The sequence below is a fragment of the Halomonas organivorans genome, from assembly GCF_014192055.1.
Lineage (GTDB): Bacteria > Pseudomonadota > Gammaproteobacteria > Pseudomonadales > Halomonadaceae > Halomonas > Halomonas organivorans.
The window spans coordinates 1-15,332 of record NZ_JACHXM010000034.1 but is presented as its reverse complement, the minus strand read 5'-3'; the positions used below and the strand labels follow the sequence as shown (position 1 = coordinate 15,332).

Genomic DNA, 15,332 nt, shown 5'->3' with positions numbered 1-15,332 from the left:
GGCCCGTCACCTCACTCGGCGACGGGTTCCTCGGTGATCACCTCATCGATGTCCTCGAGCCCGGCGAAGCGCGCCGGGCGCACCAGCCCCTGCTTGCTGGCGTCGACCACCAGCACCCGGCGCTGGGCGGTGGCGATGGCCGCCTGCTTGGGCGCCACCTCGTGGAAATGAAAGCAGCTCAGCCCCTGGCGCGGATGCACGCCGGCCGCCGACAGGAAGGCCTTGTTGAGGCCGAAGGAGCGGATCGTCTCGGCCATGTCGTCGCTGGAGAAGGAGCGCGACGAACCATGATAGGCCCCGCCCAGCAGCCACAGCCGCACGCCGGGCCGGGCGCTGACCGCCTCGGCCACGTTGAGGGCATAGGTGACCACCGTCAGCGACAGGTCCTCGGGCAGGCTCATCGCCAGCGGCATCAGGGTGGTTCCGCAGTCGATGAACAGGGTATCCCCCTCCTCCAGGGTCTCCAGCGCCCGCTCGCACAGCCGGCGCTTGGCCTCGGCGTGGCGATCGCGCTGCACGGCCAGGTCGTAGGCCGTGCCGTGGCGGGGATCGTCGCCGCGCATCAGGTAACCGCCGATCAATACCAGCTCGCCGTCGGCGCCCGCCAGGTCGCGGCGAATGGTCATCGCCGAGACCTCGCACAGCGCCGCCGCCTCACTCAGCCGCAGGCTGCCGCCCTCGGCCAGGGCCTCTTGCAGGCGCGTCAGGCGCGCCGCGCTTCGTTCGTTCACTCCACTACCTCTCGCCTCTCGGAACGCTGCTTGCGGGCCCACGTCCCCCATTGCGTTGACGCTTCCTCGATCTCGGGGTTGCGACATGAAATGTGATTAAAATAACATAGCCATGTTACTCGAATAACAAAGACTCGAATCACAGACACGTCGCTCACCCGCTCATCGCCCCGGCCAGGCCGGGTTCACGTTTCGATGTCGACGTGATCGTCCGTCCCCTGCACACCCGGCGCATCACACGACAACAACACCAAGGAAGCCGATTCCATGCCGAACCACATGACGACGCCCCGTTCCCTCGTTCCCCTCGCCGGCCTGCTGCTGAGCGCCGCCGCGCTGCCCGCCGTGGCCAACGAGAACGCCGGCGACGCCGCCTCACCCTTCACTCCGCTGTGGTCGTTCGCCAACGCCTCGGTCAACTACCTCGACTGGTCCGACGGCACCGAGCAGCGTACCGCCAGCAACGCCGCCAAGGGCGATTTCTTCTACCTCGAGCTCGAGGGCGGCGTGGGCTTCGACTGGGGCGAGTTCTACGGTTTCTACGATTTCGAGAACCCCCACAACGATACCCTCGAGGACGACACCCGCGACAATCGCCGCAGCGCCGCCAAGGTCACCTCGCATATCTATCTCGGCGACACGCCCTTCTCGCTTTACTTCCACGTCTACGACTTTCGCGACTACGGCTTCGACAGCGAGGAGCAGGACCGCATCGCCGGCTTCGGCTATCGCCACACCTTCGCCAACGGCCTGTGGTTCAAGCCGTTCATCGGCAAGGCCTGGGTCGAGAGCGGCGAAGGCGGCTACGACGGCGAGAACGGCTACATGGCCGGCTGGGTGCTGGGCTACGATTTCCAGGCCTTCGGTCAGAACCTCAGCGTCACCAACTGGCACGAGCAGACCTTCGATCGCAACGACGACTACCTGGCCCGGAACTACGTCAACGGCCCGGCCGGCGAGGTCGGCACCAACGGCGCCGTGGCCCTGTGGTGGCACCCGGTCGACGCCATCACCACCGGCATCCAGTATCGCTACTCGCACAACAAGCTGGGTACCGCCGACGACTATCAGAATGCGATGATCTACACCCTGAAGTACAACTTCCTGTGACGACTCGCTTGTCGAGAGCCATCGCCGGTCGCGAGGTGCCCCGCGCGCCTCGGCCGCCAACTACAAGGACATCCCCATGACCTTGATCATGAGCCTGGTCGGGATGATGACGCTGGTCGCCATCGCCCTGATCTTCTCTTCCAACCGCCGCGCCATCCGCCTGCGCACCGTGGGCGGCGCCTTCGCCATCCAGGCCGGCATCGGCGCCTTCGTGCTCTACGTGCCCGCCGGCCAAGCGGTGCTCGCCACCGTCTCCGACGCCGTCAGCCAGGTGGTGCTCTACGCCAACGACGGCATCGGCTTCCTGTTCGGCGGCCTGGCCGACGTCGAGTCCACCGGCTTCGTGTTCGCCATCAAGGTGCTGCCGGTGATCATCTTCTTCTCCTCGCTGACCGCCGTGCTCTACTACATCGGCGTCATGCAGTGGATCATCCGCATCCTCGGCGGCGCCCTGCAGAAGGCCCTCGGCACCTCGCGCACCGAGTCGCTGTCGGCCACCGCCAATATCTTCGTCGGCCAGACCGAGGCGCCGCTGGTGGTGCGCCCCTTCATCGCCCGGATGACCCAGTCGCAGCTGTTCGCGGTGATGTGCGGCGGCCTGGCCTCGGTGGCCGGCTCGGTGCTGGCCGGCTACGCAGCGCTGGGCATTCCCATGGAGTACCTGGTGGCCGCTTCCTTCATGGCCGCCCCCGGCGGGCTGCTGTTCGCCAAGCTGCTGATGCCCGAGACCGAGACGCCCGAGGACAGCGTCTCCGCCGCCGAGGAGCGACTCGAGGAAGAGGAAGACCACCCCACCAACGTGCTCGACGCCGCCGCCGCCGGGGCCAGCTCCGGCCTGATGCTGGCCGCCAACGTCGGCGCCATGCTGCTGGCCTTCATCGGCCTGATCGCCCTGGTCAACGGCATCCTCGGCGGCGTCGGCGGCTGGTTCGGCATGGAGTCGCTGAGCCTGGAGATGATCCTGGGCTGGCTGTTCGCGCCGCTGGCCTTCCTGCTCGGCGTGCCCTGGCAGGAAGCCACCCTGGCCGGCTCGTTCATCGGCCAGAAGCTGGTGGTCAACGAGTTCGTGGCCTATATCAATCTGGCGCCCTACCTCGACGGCGAGCAGGTGGTGGCGGCCACCGGCAAGGCCCTGTCCGAGCACTCCGCGGCGATCCTGTCGTTCGCGCTGTGCGGCTTCGCCAACCTGTCGTCGATCGCCATCCTGCTCGGCGGCCTGGGCAGCATCGCCCCCAGCCGGCGCCACGATATCGCCCGATTCGGCATCAAGGCGGTGCTGGCGGGTACCCTTTCCAACCTGATGTCCGCTACCCTGGCCGGCTTCTTCATCGCCCTCGGGGCATGAACCGGCGACGCCGCGGCCCCGGCCCCGGCCGCGGCGTCACGCTTCTCTTCAGGACTCTTTGCTACAGGACAACGTCATGACCGATCTGCAACGCGCCGCCCGCCAGGCCCTGTCGCTGATGGACCTTACCAGCCTCAACGACGACGACACCGATGCCACCATCGAGGCGCTGTGCCAGCGGGCCAAGACGCCGATGGGCACCCCGGCGGCCATCTGCGTCTACCCGCAGTTCATCGTCCCGGCACGCCGGGCGCTGACCGCCCACCGCCTGAACGACAGCGTGAAGATCGCCACCGTCACCAACTTCCCCGACGGCGGCGACGACGTCATGCGCGCCGCCCGGGCGACCCGCGAGGCGGTGGCCTCCGGCGCCGACGAGGTCGACGTGGTCTTCCCCTATCGCGCGCTGATGGCCGGCGACGAAGCCGTGGGCCAGGAACTGGTCGAGATGTGCAAGGCCGCCTGCGGCGATGCCAGCCTCAAGGTGATCCTAGAGACCGGCGAGCTGAAGGACCCGGCGCTGATCCGCCGCGCCGCCGAGCTGGCCGTGGAGGGCGGCGCCGACTTCCTCAAGACCTCCACCGGCAAGGTCGCCGTCAACGCCACCCTGGAGGCCGCCGAGATCCTGCTCGAAGTGATCCGCGACAGCGGCCGCGACGTCGGCTTCAAGGCCGCCGGCGGCGTGCGCACCACCGAGGACGCCCAGGCCTACCTGCAGCTCGCCGAACGCCTCATGGGCGCCAACTGGCTGACCCCGGCGCACTTCCGCTTCGGCGCCTCGGGCCTGCTCGACGACCTGCTGCTCACCCTGGGCGCCTTCGAGGGCAACGCCGGCCCCGAGGACGGCTACTGATGCTTCCCCAGGAGGCCATCCGCGCCAAGCGCGACGGGCAGCCCCTGCCCGTCGCGACGATCCGCGAGCTGGTGCAGGGCATCACCGACGGTAGCCTGTCCGACGCCCAGGTCGGCGCCCTGGCCATGGCCATCTATCTGCAGGGCATGGACACCGCCGAGACGGTGGCGCTGACCGAGGCCACCCGCGACTCCGGCGAGGTGCTCGACTGGGCCGGGCTCGACCTGCCAGGCCCAGTGCTCGACAAGCACTCCACCGGCGGCGTGGGCGACCTGGTCTCGCTGGTGCTGGGCCCCTGGGTGGCCGCCTGCGGCGGCCATGTGCCGATGATCTCGGGGCGCGGCCTCGGCCACACCGGCGGCACCCTCGACAAGCTCGAGGCGATCCCCGGCTATTCGGTCACGCCGGACACCGCCACCTTCCGACGCCTGGTCAAGGACGTCGGGGTGGCGATCATCGGCCAGACCGGCAGCCTGGCCCCGGCGGACAAGCGCCTCTACGGGGTGCGCGACGTCACCGCCACCGTGGAGTCGCTGCCGCTGATCGTCGCCTCGATCCTCGGCAAGAAGCTGGCCTGCGGCCTCGACGCCCTGGTGATGGACGTCAAGGTCGGCAGCGGCGCCTTTATGCCCACCCCCGAGGCCTCCCGGGAGCTGGCCGAGAGCATTGCCGAGGTGGCGAGTCAGGCCGGCACCCCGACCACGGCCCTGCTCACCGACATGAGTCAGCCACTGGCGCCCTGCGCCGGCAACGCCGTGGAGGTGCGCGAGGCACTGGCGGTGCTGACCGGCGAGCGCCGAGGCGGCCGCCTGCTCGAGGTGACCCGCAGCCTGGCCGCGGAGATGCTGTTGGCCGGTGGCCTGGCCGCCGACCGCGACGCGGCCCTGAGCATGCTCGACGAGCGGCTGGCCTCCGGCGCGGCCGCCGAGCGCTTCGCGCGCATGGTGGCCGGCCTCGGCGGCCCCGCCGACCTGCTCGAGCGCCCCGGCCACTACCTGCCCGAGGCTCCGGTGTCGCGCCAGGTGCGCGCCCCGCGCAACGGCTACCTGGGCGCCTTCGACACCCGGGCGCTGGGCATGGCGGTGGTCGAGCTGGGCGGCGGACGCCGCGCCCCCACTGATGCCATCGACCCGGCGGTGGGCCTCACCGAGATCGCCGCGCTGGGCACCCGCCTGGCCGCCGGCGAGCCGCTGGCCCGCATTCATGCCAGAAGCGAATCCGACGCCGAGCGCGCCGAGCGCCAGCTGCTCGCCGCCCTGGAACTCGGCGAGACGCCGCCGGCCGAACCTACACTGATACAAGACACCATCCGTCGGGAGGCCCCATGACACGCGCTATCGTGCTCGTCCTCGACTCCTTCGGCATCGGCGCCACGCCCGACGCCGCGGCCTTCGGCGACGCCGGGGCCGATACCCTGGGCCATATCGCCGAGGCCTGCGCGACGTCCTCCGAACGTGGCCCCTTGCAACTGCCCAACCTCGGCCGGCTGGGCCTTCTCCACGCCCACCACGAGAGCACCGGTGCCTGGGCCGCGGGCGTCGAGCCGCCGGCGACCGTCACCGGCGCCTACGGCCACGCCCGGGAGATCTCCTCCGGCAAGGACACCCCGTCCGGCCACTGGGAGATCGCCGGGGTGCCGGTGCGCTTCGAGTGGGGCTACTTCCTGGAGCGCGAGCACAGCTTTCCGACCGAGCTTCTCCAGGCGCTGATCCGCGAGGCCGAACTGCCCGGCGTGCTGGGCGACTGCCACGCCTCCGGCACCGAGATCATCGCCCGGCTCGGCGATGAGCATGTCCGCGCCGGCAAGCCGATCGTCTACACCTCGGCGGACTCGGTGTTCCAGATCGCCGCCCACGAGGAAAGCTTCGGCCTGGCGCGCCTCTATGAGCTGTGCGAGATCGCCCGGCGCCTGCTCGAGCCCTACAACATCGGCCGCGTCATCGCCCGCCCCTTCACGGGTGAGAGCGCAGACGACTTCGCCCGCACCGCCAATCGCCGCGACTACAGCGTCGAGCCGCCCGCCCCCACGGTGCTCCAGAAGCTGCACGACGACGGCGGCCAGGTGGTAGCGATCGGCAAGATCGCCGACATCTACGCCCACTGCGGTATCTCGCAGACCATCAAGGCCAGCGGCCACGACGCCCTGTTCGACGCCACCCTCGCGGCGCTCGAGCAGGCCGGCGACCGCTCGCTGATCATGACCAACTTCGTCGACTTCGACATGGTCTACGGCCACCGCCGCAACGTGGCCGGCTACGCCGCCGCCCTGGAGGCCTTCGACGCCCGCCTGCCCGAGCTGCTGGAAAGGCTCGAGGACGACGACCTGCTGATCCTCACCGCCGACCACGGCTGCGACCCGACCTGGACCGGCACCGACCACACCCGGGAGCACATCCCGGTGCTGGCCAGTGGCGCCGGCCTGCCGCCCGGTTCGCTGGGCGCACGAGCGAGCTTCGCCGACATCGGTCAGAGCCTGGCCGAACACCTCGGGCTGCCGCCCATGGACGACGGCGAGAGCTTCCTGCCGACTCGGTAACCTCTGAATCACCAAGCCCGGCTCGACACCATCAAGGAGACTCAACATGGCCACCCCGCATATCCAGGCCGCGCGCGGCGACTTCGCCGACACCGTGCTGATGCCCGGCGACCCGCTGCGCGCCAAGTACATCGCCGACACCTTCCTCGAGGATGCCCGCTGCATCAACGAGGTGCGCAACATGTACGGCTACACCGGCACCTACAAGGGCCGCGAGATCTCGGTGATGGGCCACGGCATGGGCATTCCCTCGGTGTCGATCTACGCCAAGGAACTGATCACCGACTACGACGTGAAGAGCCTGATCCGCGTCGGCTCCTGCGGCGCGGTGCGCGACGACGTGGCGGTGCGCGACGTGGTGATCGGCCAGGGTGCCTGCACCGACTCCGGCGTCAATCGCACCCGCTTCCTGGGCAACGACTTCGCCGCCATCGCCGACTTCGAACTGACCCGCCACGCGGTGGACGCCGCCGCGGCCCAGGGCGTATCGGTCAAGGTCGGCAACATCTTCTCGGCGGACCTGTTCTACGACCCGCGCCCCGAGATGGTCGAGCTGCTGCGCCGCTACGGCATCGTCGGCGTGGAGATGGAAGCCGCCGGCCTCTACGGCGTGGCCGCCGAGTTCGGCGCCCGGGCCGCCACCATCTGCACGGTTTCCGACCACATCGTCAAGGGCGACTCGCTGTCCAGCGATCAGCGCGCCACCACCTTCGACGAGATGATGACCATCGCCCTGGAAAGCGTGCTGCGCGACGACGCGGCCCGAGGAGCCGGCGCATGAGCGAGGCCATCGGTCAGGACACTGTTCCACAAGACATTGTCGAAGCGCTGATCACGGTGCGCGACCGTGCCTATGCGCCCTACTCGAACCATCCGGTGGGCGCGCTGATCGTCAGCGAGAGCGGCACCCGCTACGCCGGCGCCAACGTCGAGGTGGCCCACTACAAGGGGCTATGCGCCGAGGCCTCGGCGCTCGCCGCCATGGCCAGCGCCGGCGAGCGCGAGCTGCGCGAAGTCTACGTGATCGGTCCCGGCGAGCACCTGTGCACGCCCTGCGGCGACTGCCGCCAGCGCATCCGCGAGTTCGCGAGCCCCCAAACGCTGATCCGCGTGGTCGACGCCCAGGGCACGCTGCTGCGCCGCTACACCATGGACGAGCTGCTGCCCGACTCCTTCGGACCCGAGAACCTCGGCCGCGACTCGGCGATGGAGTAAGCCCGCGGCGCAGTGAGGGCACGGTAAGCGGCCTGACCAGGTTTGCGTGGGAGGTTTGCGTGGGAGCGCAGCTCTGCTGCGCGAATGGCGCCGTCAGGCGCCCCTGCGGCGCCAGAATAGCCTGCCCCCGATACTTCGGCTTGCTGCGCGACGAGGGTGTTGTCTTTGACCTTCGTGGGAGCGCACGGTCCGGCGCTCCGGCTTGCTGCGCGAATGGCGCCGTCAGGCGCCCCCAAAGCTCCCCAATCACCTGCCCCCCTCACTGCCGGGCACAAGGCGCTCTGGTAGACTGGCGGCCGCCACGCCGCCCGAGAGGACAGCCCGATGAACAGCCCCGCCATCGCCATCCAGCGCACGCCCCTGGTCGCCGTCTACGGCACCCTGAAGCGCGGCCTGCGCAATCACCACTGGCTGGACGGCGCCGCGTTCGTGGGCGCGGACGTGCTCACCGACGTGACGCTCTTCGACCTCGGCCCCTACCCCGGCGCCCGGCTCGCACCCTCGCGCGGCGTCGAAGTCGAGGTGTTCCGCGTCGACGCCAAAGGGCTCGAGGACCTCGACGTGCTCGAAGACTATCGGGCCCGCCGGCCGGCGAGCGGCACCTACGACCGCGTCGTGCATGCCACCGCCTTCGGCCCGGCCTGGCTGTATCTCTACAACCTCGAGGTCGCGGGCTGCGCAGCGATCCGCGAGGGCGGCTGGCAGCCCCGCCCGTCATCCGCTATCTGACCCACTCTCGACGAGGAAACCTTCGATGGGACGTGTTCTCTTACTGATCGTCATCGCCGGCCTCGCCTACGGCGGGCTCTATGTCAGCTACGGCATGGCACTGGAGAACGACGTCGTCCAGGCGCTGGCTGACAGCGGCCTCGGCGTCGTGGAAGTGGACGACATCGGCTACGGCCCGCTGGCGCCGCTGGGCACCGAGGCCGAGATCACCGCCGACGTGCGCTATCAGGGCGCCTCGGCCACCGTCGACCTGAGCCTCCACGGCCACCCGCTGTTCTCGGAGGAAACCCGCCTCGAGTTCGGCGGCCTTCAGGCACTGCGGCTGATCATCGGAGGCGGGCAGTGACCCACTATTCATGATCCTTAAGGCGTGCCGTCTTTCCCCGCACGCCGGTCGATCAGATCGATCTCGGGCTCCAGAGGAATGGGCGGCAACCGCTCCATGATGGCCTCCGCCATGAGTGCGGCAGCATCACGGTCCGGGGACTCGGACCTCTGCTGTGACGACGCCCAGGCTTGGCGATTCGGCCACTTCGCATAGGCCACCCACCAGCCATCATCGGCCCGATGAAGGCGCGAGCCCAGGCCGCCTCGCTGCTCGCGAATGGCTTGCGTCATGCGACGCCATCCTTCCTTGAAGATACCCTCCATCCCCGGCTTCACCTTGAAGCGATACAGCACGTAAAACGCCGCTTGCTCCGTCATCACCATCTCCCGTTCAAGGCCGTGGACGTGCCGCTCGTCCCCGGCAAGCATCGCCAAAGCGGCTTTAGGATCAATCCTTCGTTATGGTAGAGAGTGTCACACCCGGCAGCACATCATATCTACGCCGGGCAGAGCCGCTCTGCCACGCTAATCCTATCGTTTTTCAGGAGCCCCCATGTCCCGCGCCATCGACATTTCCGCCGCCGACGGCACCATCGACGCTCATATCTTTACGCCAGCGAACGCCGATGGCCCGCTGCCGGCCGTGGTGCTGTTCACCGATATCGGCGGCCTGCGCCCCTGCTACCACGAGAAGGCCCAGCGGATCGCCGACAACGGCTACGCCGTGTTGATGCCCAACGTCTACTACCGCGATGCCGCCGGCGAGATCGTGCCCGAGGGCAAGTCCTTCCGCGATCCCGACGTGCGCCCGACGCTGGTCGACTATGCCGGCCACCTCACCCCCGAGGCGCAATCCCGCGACTTCAACGCCCTGCTGGACTGCCTCGACCGAGAAGCCGAGTTCGCAAGCGGCAAGGTCGGCGTGGTCGGCTACTGCATGACCGGCGCCTTCGCGCTGCGCATGGCGGCCGAACATCCCGAGCGCATCGCCGCTGCGGCCGGCTTCCACTCCGCCAACCTGGCCAAGGCCGACGACGCCGAAAGCCCGGTGAACGTGGTCGACGCCATCCAGGCCCGCGTCTACTTCGGCCACGCTGACAAGGACGAACTGCTGCCGCCCGCGCAGATCGCCCGCATGGACGAGGCACTCGCCGCCGCCGGCGTGCACTTTGCCACCGAGCTCTACAAGGGCGCCGCCCACGGCTTCACCGCCAAGGACGCCCCCTCCTACGACGCGGCCGCCGACGAGCTGCATCACAAGCGGCTCGCCATGCTGCTGGAAGAGACGCTGTAGGGCTTCACGCATGGCCTTCCGTCAGCGGCCCATGCGTTGGGGCCGCTGACGGTGCAGTTGCTGGAGTCACTCCTGATGGATGGTTAACGCCGAAGGTCAATTGCCGGCCGAGGCGCGGCAGCGGATTGGACGGTCATCTGAAGCGGTAAGTCAGGCCGTTTTGCCTTAAAACTTCTAATTGCTCAGACACTGACATAGCCCCTTCTAGCGTTATGACGCGACATGAGCGATTTTCCAGCCATGCCCGATGCCTGGCGAGACTTCGTCCCGGCGCCGTGCCTTGGTCATACTGTGCCGCCCATTCCAGGAAGTCAGGATCTGCAGCGCCAAAAAGATGGATCTCTCTTTCCCGCAACCTCTGCAAGCGGATATGCGCTTCCACATAAAGAAAGATCACCACATCGAAAGCATTCTCAATGTCCTCGCCCCATTGCATCACAGACCCTGAGACGACTGCGTCTGGATAGCTTTCCAGACTCGCGATCATCAGCCTCCGCCTTTCCTCTACAGGCCTTTTCTTCGTGAAAGGCGGATCAGTTTCTAGCCAATAGACGTCATCAGCCTCCAGGAAGGAGGCATTCAGATCCTTGGCGAGAGCCTTGCCGAGTGTGCTGATTCCGGAGCCTGCTGCGCCGGTAATAAGAGCATGCATCGTAGAGACCTAACGCCATGTGCAGCGGCCGAACTGTTACGCGAAGCGTGACATTCCGGACAAACTGATGCTGCTTTTTATATGGCACTATCTTCCTGCTCAAGCACGCGTTTGAGCCGATCAAGATTTTGCTCATTTGCTGGACCCGCCCTTTCTTTCACCATCTGCGCAGTCTTCGAATCTTCAAACACTTGAGTCCAGGTTACATGCGTTCCACGGGCCTCAGCGGTGAGTTCAACTGTGAGTCGGAAATTTGGCGAGCAGTCATGAAGGATGACTATTTTAGAATTGGGCTCAAGTACTTCGAACTTGCTCTCGTTCTGGTAGTCACTTCCGTCTGGGGCGTGCATGACAAACTTCCAGCGCCCCCCTTCCGTGAACTCATGAATTTCGAAAGTATTTGAAAAACCCTCAGGCCCCCACCATGTGGCCAGCAGTTCAGGCGAAGCAAATGCCCCGTAAATTTCCTCGGGAGAGAAAGGCAACGTCCTGGAAGTACGTAGTGTTCTGTCGTCAGTCATGCATAAAACTCCAAGTTGTGTACGATTCGTATTGTATAGGCAATAGGCGACCGCCTAGTTTATCGACTGAACGCATCGGGACACTCAGCCGTGTTATATCGCTCACCTCATATAGCCCAACCCACTGAATTTAAAAAACTAACAATAACTAGACACCATAACACCAATTAACGTGCCGTCAACTTAACACGGCCCTACACTCAGCCTGCCACTAATTTAGCTGATGATCTAGCATGGTGCGATCTTCATGGACCGGAGCCAAGTATAGAGACTCCAGCTGCCGCGGCTCACGAAGGATGATGCCGCTCTACTCGCCAAACAGCCCCTTCAGGTAGTCTATGATGGGCTGAGTACCGTAGAGCCAGCGTTCTTTACTCTCTGATTCATGGATATATAGGCAGAGCACCTCGAGCTTGCCGCCCTGCTCCTTCAGGGTCTTGCTGTATTCCGGCCCGAGACGGGTGTCGCGGGTCCCGAGGCCGAGTTCGCGGGCAGCAGGGTCGGCGTGGTCGGCTCCTGCATGACCGGCGCCTTCGCGCTGCGCATGGCGCGGCCCTTACAGGGTTGGTCACCAGCAAGGAAAGGTCATGCGGGTCAGGGGGACAATCTGTTTTGATGATTTACGGACTTATAGCTCCGGCGTCGACACCCTCCTACGACGCGGCCGCCGACGACCTGCATCACAAGCGGCTCGCCATGCTGCTGGAAGAGACGCTTTAAGGCTTCACACACAGCCTTCCGTCAGCGGCCCATGACGTTGGAACCGCTGACGGTGCAGTTCCTTGGATTCGTGAGAACTGCTTGGCGACAATCACTGACCAATTAGTAAGGCCGCTTTCGGCCAGAAGCGGATATACAGCCATTTACCACATGGCATACTATTTCAATCGCCGCTGCTAGCGACCCAATGTCCCTTTTGTTAAATCACCAATAGAATCCTGAGCAGGAACTCCAAAGAGCAGGAGCCTCTTCATTGATATTCTTCACAGCTCATTCTTTCCAGCCCATCCAGCGGGGAGGCGCTTTCAATCCCTAATATCCTTCAGCCACTCCCAATAATCGCGAAGCCCCTCGCGAATGTCGGTAAACCGTGGAGAGAAGCCGAGCTCCTGCTTTGCCAGCGAGATATCCAGCGGGGCACCGCGGACCACGAACGGCCCAGGACCGAGTTGCACGTTGGCACGCTTACCGATGAGATCGGCGACGTGCTCGACGATCTCCAGATGCTCCACGGTCACCCCGCTGGAGATGTTGAAGTTGCGATGGCTAACGCTGTCCTTCTCGAAAAGTTGCACGATTCCGGCCGCCGTATCATGGACGTGGGTCCAGTCCAGGGCCTGCTCCGATCCGTTTGGAGCCTGGATGTTATCCAACCCCTCTAAAGGGCCGAATATTGCCTGGTAGACCTGGTGCATGTGCGACGGCCGTTTGCCGGGGCCGTAGACGAAGAACAGCCGGGCGTTGCGCACATCCATGCCGAAGGTATCGGTGTACTGCATGCCATAGAGCTCGCCGGCGATCTTGGTCGCGCCGTAGAGATCGGTCGCCTTGTAAGGCATCGCCTCGTGCTGGGGCCCCGCGGCGTCACCGTAGACGGCGCCGGAACTCATGTTGACCACTTTGTTGATCCCCAGGATGCGGCAGGTCTCGAGTACATTGAGGGTACCGCTGGCATTGATCGAGATGTGCTTGTAGGGACGAGTCTGGAAATTCGGGCCGGCAATCACCGAGACGCCATGGATCACCCCTTCCAGATCATCACGGTAGCGCAGCATCAGTTCGAACAGGCTGTGGTAGTCGAGTACGTCGATGCTTTCGAGGACCAACTGGTCGCGAACCTCTTCCAGATAGTCGAGCCCGAGACGGTCGAAGTTGCTGGCGGCCATATCGCAGATGATGACTCGCTTGCCTTGCTTGGCCAGCTGGTAGGCGACCCAAGAACCGACATGGCCGAGGCCGCCGGTGATCAATACGGACATGGTTGAACTCTCCTTCTTGTTGGCAAGTCGTTGTCGACGACCGTCAGTTGAGCACCAGGTTGGGCAGCAACATGACGATCGACGGGAAACAGGTGATAATCAACAACACCACGAACAGTGGGATGTAGAAGGGAATGGTTTCCCGAACCAGGCCCACGAACGACATGCCGGTGATCTTCTGGATGGTGAACAGCACCGTGCCCACCGGGGGCGTGATCAATCCGATCATCAGGGTGAAGATCATCACCACGCCGAAGTGCACGGGATCGATGCCGTATTGGGTCACCACCGGTACCAGCAGCGGCGTCAGCAGGAACAATGCCGGCACCGAGTCGATGAACAACCCGATCAGCAGGATGAAGCCGGCCAACAGCAGCATCAGCGCCAGTGGATCGGTCACGGTGGCGAGCAGGAAGTCCGCCACCAGGGCGGTGACCTGATAGCGCGCCAGCACCCAGCTGTACAAAGCACTGCCTGCGATGATGAACAACAGCGCGGCGGTATCGATGGCCGTGGCGCGAAGAATGTCGAGGAAGTCGCGGAAGGTGATCGAGCGATAGACCAGGAACGAGATGATCATGCAGTAGAGGAGCGCGACGACCGAGGCCTCGGTGGGGGTGAAGACGCCCGATAGGATCCCCACGATGATGATCAGCGGAGTCAGCATCGGCAACAGGCCCCGCGAGATGGCCCGCAGGAACTCATCGAGACGCGCCCTGGCCCGGGTGGGAAAGCCGCGCCGATGGGAGATGATCGCCACCATGACCATCAGCCCCAACCCCATGATCAGGCCGGGGATGATGGAAGCCAGGAAGATGGCGGCGATCGAGGCGTTAGCCAGCGCGCCGTAGATGACCGCGGGGATGCTGGGTGGGATGATCGGACCGATGGTGGCCGAACTGGCGGTCACCGCGGCACTGAAGCCGGTCGGGTAGCCGTCGTCCTCCATGGCCTTGATCTCCAGCGCGCCGAGGCCACCGGCATCGGCCACCGCCGAACCGGACATGCCGGCGAACAGCATGCTGGCCACCACGTTGACGTGGCCGAGCCCGCCCTTGAGGTGCCCCACCATGGTGCGGGCGACGTCGAAGACGCGATCCGAGATACCCGCCGAGTTCATCAGCCGGCCGATGAAGAGGAAGGCTGGAATCGCCAGCAGGGTGAAACTGTTGACCCCGTAGAGGGTGCGTTGGGAGATCATCTCCAGGGGAATGGCATCGAAGCCCCGCGTATAGCCCAGCACCATGGCGGAGGACGCGATCATGGCGAAGGCCACGGGTACCCCGATCATCAGCAGGACGATCAGGCCGATGAACATGATGGCGAACACTTCCATGGTCAGTGACTCCGACGTTGTTTGCGGGTGGGCAGACGGGCGGCGACGATTCGCAGGTACAGGTCGCTGAGGAGGATGCCCATCATCAGCAGGGCGGAAATCATCTGGATCAGATAGATGTAGGAAAAGCTCATGTTGAAGGTACTGGCCATCACGCCGGCGGTGCGCTCCATCATGTTCCAGGCCCCGACGATCAGCATCAGCAACACCAGCATGCAGACGATGTCCGCCAGGGCGGTCGCCACATGACGCAGGGGAGACGGCAGGAGATCGGTCACCACGGTGATGCGGATGTGCTCCTGGTAGCGCAGTGCCAACACGGAACCCAGGAAGATTTCCGCCAGGAACAGGTAGCGCGAGGCCTCATCGGTCCAGGGGACCGCCACGCCGAGGGCATAGCGCGAGATGACCTGGATGGCCATGATGATCAACATCAGGGCGAAGGCCGTCATGACGACAGCGGTCAACAGCTTCCAGAACAGGTCGACCGCATGGGTGATTCGTTCCGCGGTGTTCAAGGGAACCTCCGGTAAGAGGTGGGTCGGGGGGGGGGGGAGGCCGGGGCGGGGGGGGGGGGCCCAAGGCGCGCAGCACCCCCCCGTAGAAGAAGACGAAACCGGCGAAGAGAGAAAAAGAAGCGCAGGGGGGTGTGCGGGGGGCGGCGGGCCGGGGGGGGGGGCCCCGGGCGGCCCGCGGGCGCGCAG

17 protein-coding genes are annotated in these 15,332 nt (G+C 65.5%); 10 read left to right on the top strand and 7 right to left on the bottom strand.

What is annotated here, in order from left to right; all coding sequences use genetic code 11:
- Nucleotides 1–11 precede the first annotated feature (11 nt).
- On the bottom strand, nt 12–731 hold the full coding sequence (locus FHR96_RS19685) for a DeoR family transcriptional regulator (RefSeq protein WP_183389431.1): 720 nt from the start codon (nt 729–731) through the stop codon (nt 12–14).
- Between the two features lie 267 nt (nt 732–998).
- Here FHR96_RS19685 and FHR96_RS19680 point away from each other — a divergent pair, with 267 nt between their 5' ends.
- The 9 genes from FHR96_RS19680 to FHR96_RS19640 all read left to right on the top strand — a co-directional run bounded on the left by FHR96_RS19680 (nt 999) and on the right by FHR96_RS19640 (nt 8,865).
- A complete protein-coding gene (locus tag FHR96_RS19680; RefSeq protein WP_183389430.1) occupies nt 999–1,841 on the top strand; it encodes an outer membrane protein OmpK in 843 nt (280 codons plus the stop codon).
- A gap of 76 nt (nt 1,842–1,917) precedes the next feature.
- On the top strand, nt 1,918–3,186 hold the full coding sequence (locus tag FHR96_RS19675; protein ID WP_183389429.1) for a NupC/NupG family nucleoside CNT transporter: 1,269 nt from the start codon (nt 1,918–1,920) through the stop codon (nt 3,184–3,186).
- A 76-nt stretch (nt 3,187–3,262) separates the two neighbouring features.
- Nucleotides 3,263–4,039 (top strand): deoxyribose-phosphate aldolase, encoded by a 777-nt coding sequence (gene deoC, locus FHR96_RS19670; protein ID WP_183389428.1) that lies wholly within the window; start codon nt 3,263–3,265, stop codon nt 4,037–4,039.
- The gene (gene deoA / locus FHR96_RS19665; protein ID WP_183389427.1) at nt 4,039–5,367 is read left to right on the top strand and encodes a thymidine phosphorylase; all 1,329 of its coding nucleotides are present in this window, start codon (nt 4,039–4,041) and stop codon (nt 5,365–5,367) included. The genes deoC and deoA overlap by 1 nt, the downstream gene beginning before the upstream one ends.
- The gene (locus tag FHR96_RS19660) at nt 5,364–6,575 is read left to right on the top strand and encodes a phosphopentomutase (protein WP_183389426.1); all 1,212 of its coding nucleotides are present in this window, start codon (nt 5,364–5,366) and stop codon (nt 6,573–6,575) included. Before deoA ends, FHR96_RS19660 begins: the two co-directional genes overlap by 4 nt.
- A 46-nt stretch (nt 6,576–6,621) precedes the next feature.
- Nucleotides 6,622–7,356 (top strand): purine-nucleoside phosphorylase, encoded by a 735-nt coding sequence (gene deoD, locus FHR96_RS19655; RefSeq protein WP_183389425.1) that lies wholly within the window; start codon nt 6,622–6,624, stop codon nt 7,354–7,356.
- Nucleotides 7,353–7,790 (top strand): cytidine deaminase, encoded by a 438-nt coding sequence (cdd, locus tag FHR96_RS19650; RefSeq protein WP_183389424.1) that lies wholly within the window; start codon nt 7,353–7,355, stop codon nt 7,788–7,790. Before deoD ends, cdd begins: the two co-directional genes overlap by 4 nt.
- A gap of 324 nt (nt 7,791–8,114) precedes the next feature.
- Nucleotides 8,115–8,519, top strand: a complete 405-nt coding sequence (locus FHR96_RS19645) for a gamma-glutamylcyclotransferase family protein (protein WP_183389423.1) — start codon at nt 8,115–8,117, stop codon at nt 8,517–8,519.
- A gap of 25 nt (nt 8,520–8,544) precedes the next feature.
- Entirely contained in the window at nt 8,545–8,865 is a 321-nt protein-coding gene (locus tag FHR96_RS19640; protein ID WP_183389422.1) for a hypothetical protein, read from the top strand.
- Between the two features lie 17 nt (nt 8,866–8,882).
- On the opposite strand, the gene FHR96_RS19635 is transcribed toward FHR96_RS19640, so the two are convergent.
- Nucleotides 8,883–9,224 (bottom strand): antibiotic biosynthesis monooxygenase family protein, encoded by a 342-nt coding sequence (locus FHR96_RS19635; RefSeq protein ID WP_221195889.1) that lies wholly within the window; start codon nt 9,222–9,224, stop codon nt 8,883–8,885.
- Between the two features lie 175 nt (nt 9,225–9,399).
- Between FHR96_RS19635 and FHR96_RS19630 the strand changes: the two genes are divergently transcribed.
- Nucleotides 9,400–10,140, top strand: a complete 741-nt coding sequence (locus tag FHR96_RS19630) for a dienelactone hydrolase family protein (RefSeq protein ID WP_183389420.1) — start codon at nt 9,400–9,402, stop codon at nt 10,138–10,140.
- 133 nt (nt 10,141–10,273) lie between these two features.
- On the opposite strand, the gene FHR96_RS19625 is transcribed toward FHR96_RS19630, so the two are convergent.
- From FHR96_RS19625 to FHR96_RS19605, 5 genes are all read right to left on the bottom strand, one after another.
- Nucleotides 10,274–10,792 carry an AAA family ATPase gene (locus tag FHR96_RS19625; RefSeq protein WP_183389419.1) on the bottom strand — a complete coding sequence of 173 codons (519 nt, stop codon included), beginning with the start codon at nt 10,790–10,792 and terminating at the stop codon, nt 10,274–10,276.
- Nucleotides 10,793–10,869: 77 nt separating this feature from the next.
- Nucleotides 10,870–11,313: an SRPBCC domain-containing protein gene (locus tag FHR96_RS19620; RefSeq protein ID WP_183389418.1), complete on the bottom strand. Its 444-nt coding sequence runs from the start codon at nt 11,311–11,313 to the stop codon at nt 10,870–10,872.
- Nucleotides 11,314–12,338: 1,025 nt separating this feature from the next.
- A complete protein-coding gene (locus FHR96_RS19615) occupies nt 12,339–13,292 on the bottom strand; it encodes an NAD-dependent epimerase/dehydratase family protein (RefSeq protein WP_183389417.1) in 954 nt (317 codons plus the stop codon).
- 43 nt (nt 13,293–13,335) lie between these two features.
- Nucleotides 13,336–14,628 (bottom strand): TRAP transporter large permease, encoded by a 1,293-nt coding sequence (locus FHR96_RS19610; RefSeq protein WP_183389416.1) that lies wholly within the window; start codon nt 14,626–14,628, stop codon nt 13,336–13,338.
- Nucleotides 14,629–14,630: 2 nt separating this feature from the next.
- Entirely contained in the window at nt 14,631–15,146 is a 516-nt protein-coding gene (locus FHR96_RS19605; protein ID WP_246393058.1) for a TRAP transporter small permease, read from the bottom strand.
- Between the last annotated feature and the right edge of the window lie 186 nt (nt 15,147–15,332).

Coding starts and splice junctions, on each gene's coding strand:
- FHR96_RS19625 (WP_183389419.1), bottom strand. CDS start 10,792: ATGCATGCTCTTATTACCGGCGCAGCAGGCTCCGGAATCAGCACACTC.
- FHR96_RS19615 (WP_183389417.1), bottom strand. CDS start 13,292: ATGTCCGTATTGATCACCGGCGGCCTCGGCCATGTCGGTTCTTGGGTC.
- FHR96_RS19620 (WP_183389418.1), bottom strand. CDS start 11,313: ATGACTGACGACAGAACACTACGTACTTCCAGGACGTTGCCTTTCTCT.
- FHR96_RS19630 (WP_183389420.1), top strand. CDS start 9,400: ATGTCCCGCGCCATCGACATTTCCGCCGCCGACGGCACCATCGACGCT.
- FHR96_RS19645 (WP_183389423.1), top strand. CDS start 8,115: ATGAACAGCCCCGCCATCGCCATCCAGCGCACGCCCCTGGTCGCCGTC.
- cdd (WP_183389424.1), top strand. CDS start 7,353: ATGAGCGAGGCCATCGGTCAGGACACTGTTCCACAAGACATTGTCGAA.
- FHR96_RS19610 (WP_183389416.1), bottom strand. CDS start 14,628: ATGGAAGTGTTCGCCATCATGTTCATCGGCCTGATCGTCCTGCTGATG.
- deoA (WP_183389427.1), top strand. CDS start 4,039: ATGCTTCCCCAGGAGGCCATCCGCGCCAAGCGCGACGGGCAGCCCCTG.
- deoC (WP_183389428.1), top strand. CDS start 3,263: ATGACCGATCTGCAACGCGCCGCCCGCCAGGCCCTGTCGCTGATGGAC.
- FHR96_RS19640 (WP_183389422.1), top strand. CDS start 8,545: ATGGGACGTGTTCTCTTACTGATCGTCATCGCCGGCCTCGCCTACGGC.
- FHR96_RS19675 (WP_183389429.1), top strand. CDS start 1,918: ATGACCTTGATCATGAGCCTGGTCGGGATGATGACGCTGGTCGCCATC.
- FHR96_RS19635 (WP_221195889.1), bottom strand. CDS start 9,224: ATGACGGAGCAAGCGGCGTTTTACGTGCTGTATCGCTTCAAGGTGAAG.
- FHR96_RS19660 (WP_183389426.1), top strand. CDS start 5,364: ATGACACGCGCTATCGTGCTCGTCCTCGACTCCTTCGGCATCGGCGCC.
- FHR96_RS19680 (WP_183389430.1), top strand. CDS start 999: ATGCCGAACCACATGACGACGCCCCGTTCCCTCGTTCCCCTCGCCGGC.
- deoD (WP_183389425.1), top strand. CDS start 6,622: ATGGCCACCCCGCATATCCAGGCCGCGCGCGGCGACTTCGCCGACACC.